The organism is Cupriavidus pampae, assembly GCF_914271485.1.
GTDB classification, from domain to species: domain Bacteria; phylum Pseudomonadota; class Gammaproteobacteria; order Burkholderiales; family Burkholderiaceae; genus Cupriavidus; species Cupriavidus pampae.
Genome location: NZ_CAJZAG010000001.1, coordinates 476,716 through 494,310, shown reverse-complemented (window position 1 = coordinate 494,310; position 17,595 = coordinate 476,716). Strand labels below are relative to the sequence as shown.

Sequence of the window (17,595 nt, the reverse complement as noted above, 5' to 3'; positions counted from 1 at the left end):
ACCAATGCAGTTTCATATTAAACAAGGAAAGCCATGAAGATCGCCATTCTCGGTGCCACCGGCAACGTGGGTACCCGCCTGACCGATGAAGCGCTGCAACGCGGCCACCTCGTCACCGCCCTCGCGCGCAGTGCCGAAAGCCTGCCCGCACGCGCGGGACTGACCACGAAGAACATCGACGTCAACCAGCCCGCCGCACTGGCGCAGGCATTCGCCGGGCACGACGTCGTGATCAGTTCACTGAAGTTTCTCAACAACGATCCGCGCCGCATCATCGATGCGGTCAAGGCAACGGGTCAGGCGGCAGGCAACTCGACACGTCTGCTGGTGGTGGGAGGCGCGGGCAGCCTGTTCGGCACGCCCGGCGTGCAGATCGTCGATACGCCGGATTTCCCGGCTGCGTACAAGTCCGAGGCACTCGCGGGCCGCGAATTCCTGAACACGCTGAAAGGCGAAGCGGAACTGGACTGGACCTTCCTGTCGCCGTCCGCACTGCTGCTGCCCGGCGAGCGCACGGGCAAGTTCCGCCTCGGTCAGGACGACCTGCTCATCGACGCCACGGGCAAGAGTTCGATCTCGATCGAGGACTACGCGATCGCGATGATCGATGAAGCGGAAACGCCGCGCCATACGCGCAAGCGTTTCACGGTGGGCTATTAAGCCGCGCTGTCGTCATCCAGCAGGCTGGCGCGCTTGCCGCGCTTGAGCCAGGCCGCGAGGTTGTGCGGCCGCAGCGTGTCGTACTCCTCGAACGGCTGGTGAATCCAGGGGTTCGAGGGGAGATGCGTCACGTGGTAGTCCGGCTCGACTTTCGAGCACGCCTTGTACCAGATGACCGCCGACCGCACCTCGGTCACGGCCGGGTAGCGCTCCTTCAGATGACGGCCCACGCGCTCGAGCGTGATGCCCGAATCCACGAGGTCATCGACCAGCAGGATCTTGCCCGACAGCTCGCCGCGCGTCATCGTGATGTACTGCGCGATATCGAGCTCGCCCTGCTGCGTGCCGGCCGCCTCGCGGTAGCTGCTGGTGGCGAGGATCGCGAGCGGGACGTCGAAGATGCGCGACATCTGGTCGCCCACGCGCAGACCGCCGCGCGCCAGACAGAGGATCTTGTCGAACTTCCAGCCGGACTCGTGCACGTTCAGCGACAGCCGCGCGATCAGGCGATGGTACTCATCCCACGAGACCCACAGGTTCTCTTCATCATTGGTAGGCAGGTTCATGTTGTGCTCTTTTTTCTCTCAGTCGTGTGCTGACCGATAATGCGTTCGGCCCGCAATAGCGGGCCGAATGCTTGGGAATCGCCACGACGCTCATGACGCCGCGGTCGTTCTTATGGTGGCTTCACGCCACGTACTACATCACGCCACCTGATACGGGTGACGCAACAGAATGGTCTCGTCGCGATCGGGACCGGTCGAGATCATGTCGATCGGAATACCGACCACTTCTTCGACGCGCTTCAGGTACGTGCGCGCCGCTTCCGGCAATGCGTCCCAGCTCTTCACGCCGAACGTCGACTCGTTCCAGCCCGGGAACTCTTCGTACACCGGCACGCAAGCGGCCACGGCGTCGGAGCCGCGCGGCAGAATATCCACGGTCTTGCCGTCGAGCTGATAGCCGACGCACAGCTTAAGGGTTTCGAGACCGTCGAGCACGTCGAGCTTGGTCATGCACAGGCCCGACACGCCGTTGATCTGCACCGAACGCTTGAGCGCGGCGGCATCGAGCCAGCCAGTGCGGCGCGGACGGCCGGTCACCGAACCGAATTCCTTGCCGACGTTGGCCAGGCGCACACCCACCGGATCCTGACGCGACGGATTGTCGTTGTCGTACAGCTCGCTCGGGAACGGACCCGCACCCACGCGCGTGCAGTACGCCTTGGTAATGCCGAGGATATAGTTCAGACGGCCCGGACCCACGCCCGCGCCAGCCGACGCGGCACCGGCCACGCAGTTGCTCGAAGTCACGTACGGGTACGTGCCATGATCAACGTCCAGCAGCGTGCCCTGCGCGCCTTCGAACATCAGGTTGCCGCCGGCGGCGTTCACCGCGTACAGCTCGGCCGACACGTCGGCGACCATCGGCTTCAGGCGCGGCGCATAGGCCAGCGTCTCGTCGAGGATCTGCTGATAGTCGAGTGCCTCGGCGCCGAGGTACTGCGTCAGCATGAAGTTGTGGAAGTCGAGGTTCTCGCGCAGACGATCTGCGAACGCCTTCGGATCGAACAGATCCTGCACGCGTAACGCGCGGCGCGCGACCTTGTCTTCGTAGGCCGGGCCAATGCCGCGACCGGTCGTGCCGATCTTGGCGGCACCACGACGCGCTTCGCGCGCCTTGTCGATGGCAACGTGGTACGGCAGGATCAGCGTGGTGGCTTCGGAGATGCGCAGGCGGTTCTGTACCTGCAGGCCGGCGGCCTCGAGCTCTTCGATCTCGCGGAACAGTGCTTCGGGCGACAGCACGACGCCGTTGCCGATGTAGCAGACCGTACCGTCGCGCATGATGCCCGACGGGATCAGTCGAAGAATGGTCTTCTTGCCGCCGATGATCAGCGTGTGGCCTGCATTGTGGCCACCCTGAAACCGCACCACGCCCTTTGCCTGGTCGGTAAGCCAATCGACGATTTTCCCTTTGCCTTCGTCACCCCACTGGGTTCCGATCACGACGACGTTGCGTCCCTGGCTTACTGCGGATGCGGACATGTTCAATTGGTCAGAAGGTTAAAAACGTATTCTACTCTCGTTGCATGGCGATGCCCGATTTTTGGGCTTCCCGCGAGCATGCAAGAGACGAGTGTATGCCCCCTCTCCCGCTGGGAGAGGGGCGGGAATGCGAGGCTCAGCGCGGCACGACGACCCAGGCGTTACCCTGGCGTACGAGCTGGCGATCGCAGTTGAATTCGTCGAGCTCGTGCGTATGGCCGGGCAACGACTGGATCACGATTTCACCACTGCCACGCAGCGCGGCAATGGCCGTACGCAGCGCGGGATCGGCATCCCACGGCGCGAAAATCGCGAGCGCGCGCACTTCCACGGGGGACAGTGCCGCAACTTCGCGCAGGTCGAGCGAAAAACCCGTGGCCGGGCGCGCGCGGCCGAAGGCCTCACCCACCTTGTCGTAGCGCCCACCGCGCGCCACATAATTGGGCAGGCCCGCCACATAGGCCGTGAACATCACACCGCTGTGGTAGTGATAGCCGCGCAGATCGGCCAGGTCGATATTGACACTGGCGCCGCTCACGCGCGCGGCCAGCGCCGCGAGTTCATCGAGCGCGCGGCCGATGGTCGGACTCGCCGGCAGCGTCGCGCGCGCGCGGTCGAGCACCTCCACGCCACCGTACAGCGTCGGAAGCGCCAGCAGCGCGTCGCGCTCGGTCTCGGGCATGTCAGCGGTCAGCTCGCGCAGCGCGGACACGTCCTTCGTTTCCAGCGCGGCGAACAATGCGTCCTCGATCTTGCGGATCGATGGCAGCCCTTCCAGCAGCGCGCCGAGAATACCGGCGTGGCACAAATCCAGTCGCACATCGGTCAGGCCCGCCACCTGCAGCGCCGCCAGCATCAGCTCCTGGACCTCGACGTCGGCCTCGAGGCCGGCGTGACCATAGATCTCGGCGCCGAGCTGAATCGGTTCGCGCGTGGCGTGGAATCCCGCCGGACGTGCATGCAGCACGTTGCCTGCGTAGCACAGGCGCGTCACGCCCGGCCGGTTCAACAGATGTGCGTCGATACGCGCGACCTGCGGCGTGATGTCGGCGCGCAGGCCCAGCGTGCGGCCGGACAACTGGTCGACGAGCTTCAGCGTGCGCAGGTCCAGATCGTGGCCGGTCCCCGTCAACAGCGACTCGAGGTACTCGAGCATCGGGGGCATGACCAGCTCGTAGCCATAGGTGCGGAACAGATCCAGCATGCGGCGGCGCAGTTCTTCGATCTTGCGCGCCTCCGACGGCAGGACGTCGGCGATATTTTCAGGCAGGAGCCAGTGGTTCGACATGGTGCTTCTCATACAAAAACTGTCATACGTTGCCGGGCGGACAAAACCCCGGACGGGCCGGGGTTTCGTCGCCTGTTGCCGGGAACTGCCGGCTACCCTACTTCTTGCTCGGCGCGGGTGCGGGTGCCGGAGCACTGCCGCCCGACGACCGCATATAGCGGAAGAAGTCGGAGTTGGGCTCCAGCACGATCAGGTCGCGCTTGTCGCGGAACGTGCTGCGGTACGCCTCCATGCTGCGCCAGAACTGCGCGAAGCTCGGATCGCGACCAAAGGCATCGGCGTACAGCTGCGAAGCCTTCGCGTCGCCGTCACCCTTGATGACCTGCGCATCGCGATACGCCTCGGCCAGCACGACCTCGCGCTGACGATCGGCATCGGCACGAATCTTTTCACCCTCGGCGGCACCGGTCGAACGCAGCTCGTTGGCCACGCGCTTACGCTCGGCCTCCATGCGGCGATACACCGATTCGCTGATCGCGGGCAGCAGATCCACACGCTTCAACCGCACATCGAGGATCTCCACGCCGACGGACTGCGCGTAGTCGGCCATGCCGGTGCGGATGTTCTGCATCACCTTGTCACGCTCGCCCGCCACCACATCGGCCACGGTGCGCTTGCCGAACTCCTCGCGCGCCACCGAATCGATACGCTGCGTCATGCGGTCCTGCGCGGCACGCACATTGCCGCCGAACGCGACAAAGAACTTGCGCGGATCAACGATGCGCCATTTCACGAACCAGTCCACCACCATGCTCTTCTTCTCGGCGGTGAGGAAACGTTCGTTGGCGGCCACGTCGATGGTCTGCAGGCGGCGGTCCATGAAGACCACGTTCTGCAGCGGCGGCGGCAGCTTGAAGTGCAGGCCCGGCTCGCGCACGACCTGCTTGATCTCGCCGAAGGCGAAGACCACGGCGTACTGACGCTGATCGACCACGAACAGCATGGACGACGCCACGGCCAGCACGATGAAGATACCAATCGCGAAGGAAATCAGTCGATTCATGACGGTCTCCTCCTTAACGCGAATCGCGATCGCGGTTGCGCAATGCTTCACGCGACCGGATGTCCGAGGACGTGTCGGGCACCGAAGGCACCGCCGCGCCCGGCGCGGCGGCCGGCGAGGACGGCGCCGCGGCGCCAGGCACCTGCGACACGAGCTTGTCCAGCGGCAGGTACAGCAGATTGCTGCCCTGGCGCACGTCCACGAGTACCTTGCTCGAGTTGGTGTAGATCTGCTGCATGGTCTCCAGATAGATACGGTCGCGCGTCACCTGCGGTGCCTTCGCGTATTCGGTCTGCACGGAGCGGAAGCGCGAGGCATCGCCCTCGGCCTGCGCCACCACGCGGGAACGGTAGCCTTCGGCCTCTTCCTTGAGACGCGCCGCGGTACCCTTGGCGCGCGGGATGATGTCATTGGCGTAGGCCTGGCCTTCGCTGATCGCGCGCTCGCGATCCTGGCTGGCCTTGTTCACGTCGTCGAACGCGGCCTGAACCTGCTCAGGCGGCTGCACGCTCTGCACGTTGACGGAAATCACGCGGATACCGGTCTTGTACGCCGTCAGGATCGCCTGAATCGACTTCGCCAGTCCTTGCGCGATCTGCTCGCGGTTTTCGTAGAGCACCGAGTCCATCCGGTTGCGGCCTACGATCTCGCGCACCGAGGTCTCGGCGGCCTGCGTCACCAGTTCTTCATCGCCACCACGATCGGTGCGGTTGAAGAACAGATATTCGCTGGCGTCCTGAATGTCGTACTGGACCGTGAAACGCACGTCGATGATGTTCTCGTCCTGCGTGAGCATCGACGAGTCCTTCAGGTTCGTGTCCTTGATCGACGTCGCGCGGCCCACCTCGACCGAACGCACCGCCGACAGGTTAACCACCTCTGCCGACTGGACCGGCCACGGGAAGCGCCAGTTGATACCGGGGCCCGCGCTGTACTTGTACTTGCCGAACTGCAGGATCACCGCGGTCTGGCCTTCCTGCACCATGAAGAAGCCACTGGCGAGCCAGATGCCGACAACCGCGGCGATCAGCACACCGACGCCAATCCCCGGGCCCTTGCCCGGCGTGCGCGGTCCACCAACGTTCGGATTGCCACCGCCGCCGCCATTGTCCTTGCGGCCGAGCAGGCCGTTCAGGCGACGGTTGAAGTCGCGCCAGAGCTCGTCGAGATCCGGCGGGCCGTCCTGCGGCCGCTGGTTCTGCTGGCGGTTGTTGTCCTTGTCCTTGTCTTCGTCGTCCTGTCCGTTGCGGCCCCAGCGGGGGTCGTTCAGCGAGAAGATGGCACGCAGGCGTTGCCAGCCCGCGCGCAGCAGCGGATGGGGCCGCCGCGCGCCAGGCGCGTAGTGCGAGTCAGGATTCCGGGAGAACTGGGGCATGAAGTGCACGGGTCCGGGAAGTTGTGAACAGGTGGATTCTAGCAGCCATCCTGATCACATTTACGCAATATCGCCATGATCTTCGCCGTCGAGCGGCACTTCATCGAGGCGCGGGTCATATTCCGGGGGCATCGGAGGGCGCGCGGCGAGCCATTTGGCCACCTCGACCACGGCCTCGCGCAGGCCATCGAGACCCAGTCCTTCGCGCGCGGAAAGGAACACGCGCGTGGGCACGCCCTCTTCGTCGCGCTCGATGCGCGGACCGGCTTCCAGCAGTTCTGGTGCCGCGTCGATCTTGTTCATGACGATGATCTGCGGGATGTCCGACGCGTCGATTTCCGCGAGCACGCGGTTCACCTGCTCGATCTGCTCGTGCCGCACGCCACTGGAGGCATCCACCACATGGAGCAGCAGGTCCGCATGCACGGTTTCGTCGAGCGTGGCGCGGAACGCTTCCACGAGCTGCGTCGGCAAATCGCGGATAAAGCCGACGGTATCGGACAGCACCACATTGCCCAGTCCCTCCAGGAACAGGCGCCGCGACGTCGTATCAAGCGTCGCGAACAACTGGTCGGCCGCATACGCGCGCGCCTTGGTCAGTGCGTTGAACAGCGTCGACTTGCCCGCGTTGGTATAGCCGACCAGCGAAATGCTCAACGTATCGTTGCGCGCGCGGGCGCGCCGCTGCGTGCTGTGCTGACGGCGCAGCCGCGCAAGGTCATTCTTGAGCCGTTTGGCGCGCTCGTCGAGCATCCGGCGGTCGAGTTCGATCTGACGCTCGCCGGGACCGCCGCGCATGCCGATACCCCCCTTCTGCCGCTCCAGATGGCTCCATGCGCGCACCAGGCGCGACGCCTGATACTGAACCTGCGCGAGTTCCACCTGCACCTTGCCCACGTGGCTCTGCGCGCGTTGCGCAAAGATATCGAGGATCAGCCCGGTGCGGTCGATCACGTGCCGGTTCAGAAAACGTTCGAGGTTACGCTGCTGCGCGGGGCTCAATGCGTGGTTGAACACGATCACGTCCGCGTCGAGCGCATCCGCAGCCTGCCGCAACTCCTCCGCCTTGCCCGAGCCGATAAACAGCGACGGGTCGGGGCGCGGGCGCTTGCCGGTCAGCGTGTGCACGGGCACGGAGCCCGCCGTCGACGTCAGCAGTGCGAGTTCGGCCAGGCTTTCCTGGAAATCATGCTTGCCGAAGTCCACGCCGACCAGAATGGCGCGCGACGGCTCGGTATTGGAGGTAGCTTTGGGTTGCAAGCGGGTGGACGCGGAGCGTCTAAAGGAGGGACGACGGTCGCCGATGGGAAGACTGTCCGGAAGACTGTCGGCACGGCGGTCGGCACAGCGGTCGGTGGGGCGATCGACGTTGTGGTCGAAGAAAAACTACGCAGGTGAAACACTTGCAGGGACAACCATGCGACCGCACCGGAATGCGGCCGCATATGACGAAACCGTCGGGATTAACCCTCGGGAGCGTCATCCACCCGGAAATTGACGGCGCGGGCCGGCACAACGGTGGAAATCGCATGCTTGTACACCATCTGCGTCACCGTGTTGCGCAGCAGGACGACGTACTGGTCAAACGACTCGATATTGCCTTGCAGCTTGATGCCATTAACGAGGTAGATGGAAACCGGCACGTGCTCTTTGCGCAGCGCGTTCAGGAACGGGTCTTGTAGCAATTGCCCTTTGTTGCTCATGGCACACTCCAAATTTATAGATTTAGTGATGGATCATGGGGACGGAAGTCCCCGGTTCAAGTCATCGGCACAAGATCGCGCCAAAAAAGATCAAAGCAAAGATGAAAACGGTACCAGCTTGGCCTCAACACACGCAGGGGGCGGACCCCCTGCTATCCGTGAATTTAGCCGCAGTTCCAAACGAACGCAAACGAATCTTGCCCGCGCCGGCAAAGCAAGCCCTCAGGCACCATCGAGGCTCATTCCTTCGAGTCGACGAATGGGTTTTTGTTCGTGCGGAATTCGATTCGAAGGGGGGTACCCTTGAGCTTGAAGGCCGTACGGAACCGATTTTCAAGGTATCTGCGATACGTTTCGGCGACGCCGGACAGCGCATTGCCATGCACCACGATGATCGGCGGGTTGGACCCGCCCTGGTGCGCATAACGCAGTTTCGGGCGTGAGGTGCCCACTCGCTTCGGCTGCTGGAACTCCACGGCTTCCTCGAGCACGCGCGTCAGCTGCGGCGTCGGCAGCTTGACCATCGCCGCTGCATAGGCGTCATCGACCGAGCGCAGCAGCGCGCCGATACCGGTCCGTTCCCGTGCGGAAACGAAATGGAAGTTGGCGAAACTGAGAAACTGCAGCTTGCGCTCGAGGTCGTGCTTGATCCGGTCGCGCGAATGGCCATCCAGGCCGTCCCACTTGTTGACGCCCACCACCAGCGCCCGGCCCGACTCGACGATAAAGCCGGCGATATGCGCGTCCTGCTCGGAAATATCCTGCTGCGCATCGAGCAGCAGCACCACCACGTTGGCATCGGCAATCGACTGCAGCGTCTTGACCACCGAGAACTTCTCGATCGCCTCGAACACCTTGCCGCGCTTGCGCAGACCCGCGGTATCGATCAGCGTGTACGGCTTGCCGCCCCGCTCGAATTCCACATAGATCGCGTCGCGCGTGGTGCCCGGCATGTCGAACGCGATCACGCGCTCTTCGCCGATCAGCGTATTGACGAGCGTGGACTTGCCCACGTTCGGCCGGCCCACGATCGCGATCTTCACGCCGCGCTGGGCGGCGTCGTCGACCTCGGCCAGTTCTGGCCGTTCCTGCACCGCGAGGTCGAGCGCCTCATCGACGAGTTCCGCCACACCATCGCCGTGTGTCGACGAGATCGCGTAGGGGTCGCCCATGCCGAGTTCGTAGAAATCGGCCGCGACGGAGGTGTACTTCATGCCCTCGGCCTTGTTCACGGCGAGCATGATGCGGCGACCGGTCTTGCGCAGGTAGTCCGCGATCACGCGATCCTGCGGCGCGAGGCCGAGCCGACCATCGACGAGGAAAATCACCACGTCGGCCTCGACCACGGCCTGGCGGGTCTGCTTGGCCATCTCGGCGACGATGCCTTCCTTGGCCACGGGCTCGAAGCCACCGGTGTCGATGACGATGAACGGACGTTCGCCGATACGGCCCTCGCCGTAATGGCGGTCCCGTGTCAGGCCCGGCAGATCGGCGACAAGCGCGTCACGCGAGCGGGTCATCCGATTGAATAGCGTCGACTTGCCCACGTTCGGGCGGCCGACGAGTGCGATCACTGGTTTCATGCAATAAACGGGAAATGGGACGGCATATGCCGCCCCGACTCCGGAGTCATGTTGATCCGACATCCCGCCGCGCACCGGGGAGACCGGGTGCAGCGGGGAGGTTTTCCTGTCGGGCGCGGCCCGGTCAGACGATGCGGGGCGCCACGGTCCAAACCGCGAAGGCGGGCACGACCGGAATCATGCTACCGGATTGGTGCCATCCGCGCGACAGGAGCACGGACGGGCACGGGCGAGAAGCTAGCGTCTCCAAGACGCTTTACATATTTTAGTTCGGTACGAAGCCGTAGACGTCGCCGTCACGGGTCTGCACCACCAGCGTCTGGCCCGCCACCACCGGCGCGGCGCTGATCGCGCTGCCGTCGGTCTTCATGCGGGCCACGATCTGGCCGTCCTCACGCGAGAGGAAATGAACAAAACCGTCGTAGTCACCCACCACGACGGAGCGGCCCAGCGCGGTCGGCGCGCCGAGGCTGCGATAACGCAATTGATCGTTCTTCCAGCGCTCGTTGCCATTCTGGCGGTCGAACGCATACACCGTCGACGACTCGTCGCTGGCGAACAGCGTCGAATCATCCTGCGCGACGCCGGTTGGCGACGAGAAATCCTTGCCCCACTGCGGCTGGCCATTGGCCAGTTCGAGGCAGGCAATGCGACCCTGGAACGTAGTGGCGCACACCTGACGCCCATTGACCGCGGGCTGGCCGGTTACATCGTTCAGGCGCTCGATCTCGGACACGCCCTTCGGATACGACACCGCGGACTCCCAGCGCAGCACGCCGTTGCCCGGTGCGAGCACGCCGAGCTTGCCACCCGGGAAGCCCATCACCACGCCGTCGCCGGCGAACGTCATGCCCATGGCCGCGCGCAGGTTGAGCGGCGTCTGCGAACGCTGGTAGATCCAGCGGCGCTCGCCGGTCTGCGCGTCAAGGCCCAGCACGCGCGTGTCGGTGGTGCGCACGATCACGAGGCCGTTGCCGACCAGCGGCGCGGACAGGACCTCGCCATTGACCTGCTTCTTCCACAACTGCTTGCCGCTGGTATCGAACGCATACACCGCGCCCTTCTCGCCCGCGACTGCCGTGACACTGCCATCCGTACCGGGACCCGAGGTCAGATCGATATCGGTCTTGGCCTTCCACACCGTACGGCCAGAATTGCCGTCGATGGCCATCACGTTACCGCTGCGCGACGACACGTAGACGTTGTTGCCGGCGGCGGCCGGCGCCATCACGAATGGGCCGCTCTTGCCCACGTCAGCGGTCCAGGCCTGCTTGACCGACAACGTGGCAGCCACCGGCTTCAGCTCGGTGGGCGGATGCTTGTTCTCCTTGCCGAACAGGGAGCAACCGGCGAGCACGCCCAGGCAGGCCCCAGCGGTCAGCGCACGCGCGACATGGCGGGACACATGGCGAGTCGAACGTTGCGTGGCTGCTTGTAGCAATGACGTCATGAGAATGCGATCCCCTTGTATGGCTCGATTGGCGTTGATGTTTGCAATGAGGTGATGATCAAAAACGTGCGATCAAACGGCCACCGACTCAGGCCGTGCCCAACGCGTCGAGCTTGAACTGAATGACCTGGCGCATGCCGGCATCGCCGGCGCCCAGCTTGTCGAGCGCGCGGCGATACGCGGCGCGCGCGTCGTCGCGCTTGTCCTGCGCGGCCAGCAGGTCGCCCCGACGGTCGGCATAGAGCGCCTCGAACGGGCCCGGCGGGTCCGTCTTCAGCAGCGCGAGGCCCTGGTCGTAGGCCTTTTCGTCGAGCAGCACGCCAGCCAGGCGCACGCGCGCGAGGTGCACGTAGTCACCGTCGCCATGATCGATCGCCCACTGCAGCTGCGCCTTCGCGCCAGCCAGATCACCCGCGTCGTACAGCGTCTTCGCCGCGACCAGCGCGCTCATCTGACCGTAGGCGGTACGGCCGAACTTCGACTCGAGGTCGGTTGCCGCGCGCTTGACGCGATCGGCGTCGCGCGCCTCGGCGGCCTTGGTCACCTGTTCATACAGGAGCGCCGCGTCGCGCGCCTGCGAACGTTGCCAGTAGTTCCAGCCGCCCCATGCCGCAAACGCGAGCAGGCCCGCAATCAGAACCCACGTGACGATATTGCCGTACTGGTTCCACCAGGCCTTGAGGCTCTCAAGCTGTTCCTGTTCTTCTAGATCGTAAGCCATGTCGAGACATCACCCGCGTTGATTGAATTATTGCTCGTCGTCTTCGTCGTCATCGCTCTCGATGGCATTGACCATCCGATCGATCACATGTTCCACGAGTGCTTCGGCCGGCACGGTTTCCTGCGCGCCACCGGTGCCTTCGGCACCCGCACCACGCAGTTCCTTGACCTGTGCCACACCCTTGGCGACTTCGTCCTCGCCAATGATCACGGCGAACGACGCGCCGCTGGCATCGGCCCGCTTCATCTGCGACTTGAAGCTGCCACTCTTGCCATCGGTCGTGGCATGCAGCACCACGTTGAGGCCCGCGTCACGCAGGCGCTCCGCGGCAATCATCGACTGCTCGGCCGCGGCAGTGCCCTGGTGCACCACGTACACGTCGCAACCTTCGACGTCGGGCACGAGCTTCTCTTCGCGCATCAGTTCGATAATGCGCTCGATGCCCATGGCCCAGCCGCATGCGGGCGCCGACTTGCCGCCCATCTGCGCGATCAGCGGATCGTAACGGCCACCGCCGGCGATCGTGCCCTGCGCGCCAAGCTTATCGGTAATCCACTCGAATACAGTCAGATTGTAGTAATCGAGCCCGCGCACGAGACGCGGATTGATCTTGAACGGAATGTTGTTGGCCTTGAGCAGCCGCTGCACACCATCGAAGTGCGCGAGCGACTCCTCGCCGAGGAAGTCGATCAGCTTCGGCGCGTTGGCGGCCATCTCCTGCAGCGCCGGATTCTTCGTATCCAGCACGCGCAGCGGATTCGTGTACAGGCGGCGCTTGCCATCCTCGTCGAGGATGTCCTGGAAGCCCTCGAGGTACTTGATCAGTTCCTCGCGATGCGCCGCGCGCTCGTGCGCCTGGCCCAGCGAATTGAGCTCCAGACGAACGTTGGTCAGGCCAAGGTCGTCCCACAGACGCTGACACATCAGGATGATCTCCGCATCCACGTCCGGGCCAGCAAAGCCCAGCGCCTCGGCGCCAAGCTGATGGAACTGGCGATAGCGGCCGCGCTGCGGACGCTCGTGACGGAACATCGGGCCCGTGTACCACAGGCGCTTGGGGCCGTCATACAGCAGGTTGTGTTCGATCGTCGCGCGCACCGCAGCCGCCGTGCCTTCGGGACGCAGCGTCAGTTGCTCACCGTTCAGCGAATCGGTGAACGAGTACATTTCCTTCTCGACGATGTCAGTCACCTCGCCGATGCCGCGCACGAACAGCTGCGTCTGCTCGACGATCGGCGTGCGCAGTTGCTCGTAGCCATAGGCACGCAGCATCGAGCGCGCGGTGCTTTCGAACAGCTCCCACAGCGGCGCGTCGGCGGGCAGCATGTCGTTCATGCCCTTCACACCCTGCAACGCGCGCACCTTCTCCGTCTTCTCAGTCATTTCTTCTTTTAAGCAATGGCGGCACGCACGGCGTTGGCGCCGTAGTGCGTGCGCACGTATTCATCCACGATCGCCTGGAACTCTTCGGCAATGCGTTCGCCGCGCAGCGTCTTCACCTTGACGCCGTCAACGAACACCGGCGCCGCCGGCGATTCGCCCGAACCCGGCAGCGAGATGCCGATGTTGGCATGCTTGCTCTCGCCGGGACCGTTGACGATGCAGCCCATCACGGCCACGTCCATTTCTTCCACGCCCGGATACTCGGTCTTCCAGACCGGCATCTGCTCGCGCAGATACGACTGGATGCTCGCGGCCAGTTCCTGGAACGTCGTGCTCGTGGTACGGCCGCAGCCGGGGCATGCAATCACCATCGGGGTGAAGTTGCGCAGGCCCATGGTCTGCAGGATTTCCTGCCCCACGTAGACTTCCTTCTCGCGCGGCGCGCCCGGTTCCGGCGTCAGCGAGATGCGGATCGTGTCGCCGATGCCTTCCTGCAGCAGCACCGACAGCGCGGCCGTCGATGCCACGATGCCCTTGCTGCCCATGCCGGCTTCGGTCAGGCCCAGATGCAGCGCGTAGTCGCAACGGCGCGCGAGTTCGCGATACGTCGCGATCAGTTCCTGCACCTGCGAGACCTTGCACGACAGAATGATCTGGTTGCCCGGCAGGCCAATTTCCTCGGCCTTGAGCGCGGACTCGATCGCCGACGTGATCAGCGCTTCCACCATCACGCTCTGCGCGGGCCATGGCTGCGCGCGTTGCGCGTTCTCGTCCATGATACGCGCCAGCAGATCCTGATCCAGACTGCCCCAGTTCACGCCGATACGCACCGGCTTGTCATAGCGGCACGCCATCTCGATCATCTGCGCGAACTGCGTGTCGCGCTTGGCGCCCTTGCCCACGTTGCCCGGGTTGATGCGGTACTTCGACAACGCCTCCGCGCACGCGGGATAGTCGCGCAGCAGCGTGTGGCCGTTGTAGTGGAAGTCGCCGACCAGCGGCACATCGACGCCCATGCGGTCGAGCTGCTCGCGCACCGCGGGCACCGCGGCCGCCGCTTCGGGCGTATTCACCGTGATACGAACGATCTCGGAGCCCGCGCGCGCGAGTTCCTTGATCTGGATGGCCGTACCGATCGCGTCGACGGTATCGGTGTTGGTCATCGACTGGATGCGCACGGGTGCGCCACCACCGATCAGGACGACATTGTCACCCCACACCACGCGCGCCTGGCGCGACTGCCGACGCGGCAACGGACCCGGAAGAACGGGCTGGAAAGCCTCTTGATTCATCGCATTACCACCTTGCATGCTTGACGGTTTGCACCGACCGCGCGTGTTTGCAACGTCATGACGACAGCGTTATCACTGCAGCGTCATGCGCGCCACGTTGTTGCGGTCCGCACTCTTGAAATCCACGGGTGCGCCGTTACGACGCACCGATTCGACACCCTTCACGTTGCCGATCACGAGCTTGTACGGCGCGGCGCCGGCACCGGCCACCACGTCGCCGGCCTTGGCCGTGCCACCCAGCACCACCTTGCCGTTGCGGTCGCGAACCTCGTACCAGGTATCGCCCGAGAAACGCAACTCGACATCGCCACCGGCTGCCGCTGCCGGCATTGCGGTGGCGGCCGTGGCCGCCGCGGCGGGCGCCGGTGCGGCGCTCGGTGCGGGCACGTCCTTCACGCTCGGCGCCAACGCGCCACCGGTCGCCAGCGGCATGCCGCTGGCCGTGGTCGGCGCGGATGGCGCGGATGGCGTGGCGGTCGCTGAGGTCGCTGAGGTCGCAGCGGTCGTGGGCGGTACGGGCGTGGTCACGGCGGGCGCTTCCGACGGTGCCGGCGAATCGTTGCCGGTCATCACGGTCGGCAGCGTCGCGGTCACGGTGCCATCGCTGGTCGTCTGCGTCGCCGCCTCTTCGCTGGCGGACACTTCCGCCACATGCTGGCTGCGCGCATCAAGCCACGCCTTGAAGTGGTCGTAGCCGAACCAGCCACCTGCGGCAAGCCCCGCCACCACCAGAAGCAACCAGATCACCCGGCCACCGCTGCCGCTGGACGTGCTCGAGCCGAAGCGCTTGCGATCGTCGAACGCTTGATTCAGCGAGCCTTCGTGCCGACGCGTGATCTCCGCCACCGGCGCGGTCTGCGCCTGTGCGTGATAACGCCCCAGCAACGGGTCGATATCGATATGAAGCGTGCGGGCATAGGCGCGCATCACGCCCTTGGCGAACGTCACGTCCGGCAGGCTCGACACGTTGCCCGACTCGATCGCCGCGAGCTTGGGCGCCGCCACCTTGAGCCGCGCGCTCACGTCCTCGAGCGACAAGCGCTGCGCCTCGCGCCCCTCCTTGAGCTGTGCGCCGATCTCGCGCGCCACGGCGTCACGATCGGTCTCCACGACGCCCAAGGCGGTCTGGCTTGCGGCACGCTCCTGTTCACTCATCCCATGCTCCTTGTTCGTAGGCGGTCACCTCGCGCGAATCCGGGAACAGACTCCTCAGCTGCCCCACCAGCGCCTTCTGTCCCGTCGCGTCGCTGCGCCGATGCGCGATGCGCGCGCCCAGCCAAAGCGATTGCGCGGTCGGGGTCCGGCCGTTATTGACGCGTCCGATAAATTGTTGGGCCTGGGCGTAGTCACCACGCCGGTAATAGACCAGCGCCAGATTGGTGGTTGCCGCCTGGTTGACGCGGTCGTAGCCGAGCGCGCGCAGCAGCGTCTTTTCCGCGCCGTCGCTATCACCGGTACGCAGTTCGCACACACCAAGGCTGATCAGCGGCTTGACCGGGCCGGTGATCGATGGCGCTTCCACCGCGCGCCGCAGGATCGGCAGGCCTTCGCTCGAACGATTGTTCTGGCACAGGAACCAGCCATAGTTGTTCAGCACGTCGGCGTCGTTGGGACGCAGCGACAGCGCGGTGCGGAAGCTGTCTTCCGCCAACGCGCGTTCATTCATGCCCATATAGGCGAGCGCGCGCACGTGATACGCATCGACCATACTCGGATCGACCGCGATCGCCTGCTTGCTTTCGTCGAGCGCCACCGAATATTGCCCGGCTTCCAGATACCCCATCGCCAGTTGCAGGCGAATCGTTGCCCGGCGGCTGACCTCGGTCTGATCGGAAGCGGTGGTGATACCCTGCGGCGGAGGCGGCGGCAGCGTGCAGGCAGACAGAACCAACAGCCCCAGCAGGGCCGTGACAATCAGACGCATCATGCGGGGCGAGCCTCCCGAGCTTTGCCGGTATAGACCGGCACCAGTGGCGTGATCTTGCCGAACTTGCCGCGCTCGGCCAGACGGGTACGATCCTTGACTTCGCCGGCCAGCTGGCCGCACGCGGCGTCGATATCATCGCCGCGGGTCTTGCGGATCGTGGTAATGATGCCCGCGTCCATCAGCACCTGGGCGAAGCGGCGAATCTGCTCGTTATTCGAGCGCTTCAGCCCCGATTCCGGGAACGGATTGAACGGGATCAGGTTGAACTTGCATGGCACGTCGGCCACGAGCTTCAACAGCTCCCGCGCATGTTCGACGCCATCGTTGACGCCATCGAGCATGCAGTATTCGAAGGTAATGAAATCGCGCGGCGCGAACTCGAGGTAGCGGCGGCATGCCGCCATCAGTTCGGCCAGCGGGTACTTCTTGTTCAGCGGCACGAGCATGTCGCGCAGCGGATCGTTGGAGGCGTGCAGCGATACCGCGAGCGCCACGGGCAGATCCTTCGACAGCCGGTCCATCATCGGCACCACGCCGGAGGTGGACACCGTCACGCGGCGGCGCGACAGGCCGTACGCGTTGTCGTCGAGCATCAGCCGCAAGGCCGGCACGACCTGTTCGTAATTGAGCAGCGGTTCACCCATGCCCATCATCACGACGTTCGAGATCACGCGCTCATCCTTGGGACCACGGCCCAGGTGCTCACGCATCGCGAACTCGGCCATCCAGAGCTGGCCGATGATCTCGCCCGTGCTGAGGTTCCGCGAGAACCCCTGCTTGCCGGTCGAGCAGAAACGACAGTTGACCGCGCACCCCGCTTGCGAGGACACGCACAGCGTGCCGCGCGTTTCCTCGGGGATGTACACGGTCTCCACCGCATTGCCGGCGCCCACATCGACGAGCCACTTGCGCGTACCGTCGCTCGACACGTTGTCGGCGATGATGGACGGTGCCCGGATCTCGGCTCGCGTCGCGAGCTTTTCGCGCAGCGACTTGGCGAGATCCGACATGGTGTCGAAGCGGCTGGCGCCGAACTGGTGGATCCAGCGCTGCAACTGACGCGCACGGAACGGCTTCTCGCCGAGCTCGCCGCAATAAGCGGTGAGCGCGTCCGCATCCAGATCGAGCAGATTGACGAGATCGTTCATGACTACAGTTCCAG

General features: G+C 64.7%; 16 protein-coding genes. 1 reads left to right on the top strand and 15 read right to left on the bottom strand.

Annotated features, from left to right (window positions below; all coding sequences use genetic code 11):
• Positions 1 to 33: 33 nt before the first annotated feature.
• Positions 34 to 660: an NAD(P)-dependent oxidoreductase gene (locus LDO41_RS02170; RefSeq protein WP_223981273.1), complete on the top strand. Its 627-nt coding sequence runs from the start codon at positions 34 to 36 to the stop codon at positions 658 to 660.
• On the opposite strand, the gene LDO41_RS02165 is transcribed toward LDO41_RS02170, so the two are convergent.
• The 15 genes from LDO41_RS02165 to rlmN all read right to left on the bottom strand — a co-directional run bounded on the left by LDO41_RS02165 (position 657) and on the right by rlmN (position 17,581).
• Positions 657 to 1,226 (bottom strand): phosphoribosyltransferase, encoded by a 570-nt coding sequence (locus tag LDO41_RS02165; protein ID WP_223981270.1) that lies wholly within the window; start codon positions 1,224 to 1,226, stop codon positions 657 to 659. The two genes, LDO41_RS02170 and LDO41_RS02165, sit on opposite strands and share 4 nt — an antisense overlap.
• A 138-nt stretch (positions 1,227 to 1,364) precedes the next feature.
• Positions 1,365 to 2,708: an adenylosuccinate synthase gene (locus LDO41_RS02160; protein ID WP_223981267.1), complete on the bottom strand. Its 1,344-nt coding sequence runs from the start codon at positions 2,706 to 2,708 to the stop codon at positions 1,365 to 1,367.
• 136 nt (positions 2,709 to 2,844) lie between these two features.
• Positions 2,845 to 3,996, bottom strand: a complete 1,152-nt coding sequence (locus LDO41_RS02155) for an ATP phosphoribosyltransferase regulatory subunit (RefSeq protein ID WP_223981265.1) — start codon at positions 3,994 to 3,996, stop codon at positions 2,845 to 2,847.
• 97 nt (positions 3,997 to 4,093) lie between these two features.
• A complete protein-coding gene (gene hflC, locus LDO41_RS02150) occupies positions 4,094 to 4,999 on the bottom strand; it encodes a protease modulator HflC (RefSeq protein ID WP_223981263.1) in 906 nt (301 codons plus the stop codon).
• Positions 5,000 to 5,012: 13 nt separating this feature from the next.
• Entirely contained in the window at positions 5,013 to 6,374 is a 1,362-nt protein-coding gene (hflK, locus tag LDO41_RS02145) for an FtsH protease activity modulator HflK (protein ID WP_223981261.1), read from the bottom strand.
• A 60-nt stretch (positions 6,375 to 6,434) separates the two neighbouring features.
• A complete protein-coding gene (gene hflX / locus LDO41_RS02140) occupies positions 6,435 to 7,634 on the bottom strand; it encodes a GTPase HflX (RefSeq protein WP_223981259.1) in 1,200 nt (399 codons plus the stop codon).
• A 203-nt stretch (positions 7,635 to 7,837) separates the two neighbouring features.
• Positions 7,838 to 8,077 carry an RNA chaperone Hfq gene (gene hfq / locus LDO41_RS02135; RefSeq protein WP_223981256.1) on the bottom strand — a complete coding sequence of 80 codons (240 nt, stop codon included), beginning with the start codon at positions 8,075 to 8,077 and terminating at the stop codon, positions 7,838 to 7,840.
• Between the two features lie 239 nt (positions 8,078 to 8,316).
• On the bottom strand, positions 8,317 to 9,660 hold the full coding sequence (gene der, locus LDO41_RS02130; protein WP_223981254.1) for a ribosome biogenesis GTPase Der: 1,344 nt from the start codon (positions 9,658 to 9,660) through the stop codon (positions 8,317 to 8,319).
• Between the two features lie 265 nt (positions 9,661 to 9,925).
• Complete coding sequence (gene bamB / locus LDO41_RS02125; RefSeq protein WP_223981251.1) at positions 9,926 to 11,110, bottom strand: outer membrane protein assembly factor BamB; 1,185 nt, start codon at positions 11,108 to 11,110, stop codon at positions 9,926 to 9,928.
• 88 nt (positions 11,111 to 11,198) lie between these two features.
• Positions 11,199 to 11,831, bottom strand: a complete 633-nt coding sequence (locus LDO41_RS02120) for a YfgM family protein (RefSeq protein ID WP_223981249.1) — start codon at positions 11,829 to 11,831, stop codon at positions 11,199 to 11,201.
• Positions 11,832 to 11,858: 27 nt separating this feature from the next.
• Positions 11,859 to 13,214 (bottom strand): histidine--tRNA ligase, encoded by a 1,356-nt coding sequence (gene hisS, locus LDO41_RS02115; RefSeq protein ID WP_223981247.1) that lies wholly within the window; start codon positions 13,212 to 13,214, stop codon positions 11,859 to 11,861.
• An 8-nt stretch (positions 13,215 to 13,222) separates the two neighbouring features.
• Positions 13,223 to 14,506 (bottom strand): flavodoxin-dependent (E)-4-hydroxy-3-methylbut-2-enyl-diphosphate synthase, encoded by a 1,284-nt coding sequence (gene ispG, locus LDO41_RS02110; protein WP_223981245.1) that lies wholly within the window; start codon positions 14,504 to 14,506, stop codon positions 13,223 to 13,225.
• A gap of 72 nt (positions 14,507 to 14,578) precedes the next feature.
• Positions 14,579 to 15,661, bottom strand: coding sequence for a RodZ domain-containing protein (locus LDO41_RS02105; RefSeq protein WP_223981243.1), 1,083 nt, complete (start codon positions 15,659 to 15,661; stop codon positions 14,579 to 14,581).
• Positions 15,654 to 16,433: a type IV pilus biogenesis/stability protein PilW gene (gene pilW / locus LDO41_RS02100; RefSeq protein WP_223981241.1), complete on the bottom strand. Its 780-nt coding sequence runs from the start codon at positions 16,431 to 16,433 to the stop codon at positions 15,654 to 15,656. Before pilW ends, LDO41_RS02105 begins: the two co-directional genes overlap by 8 nt.
• Positions 16,430 to 17,581, bottom strand: a complete 1,152-nt coding sequence (rlmN, locus tag LDO41_RS02095; RefSeq protein WP_223981239.1) for a 23S rRNA (adenine(2503)-C(2))-methyltransferase RlmN — start codon at positions 17,579 to 17,581, stop codon at positions 16,430 to 16,432. Before rlmN ends, pilW begins: the two co-directional genes overlap by 4 nt.
• Positions 17,582 to 17,595: the final 14 nt, after the last annotated feature.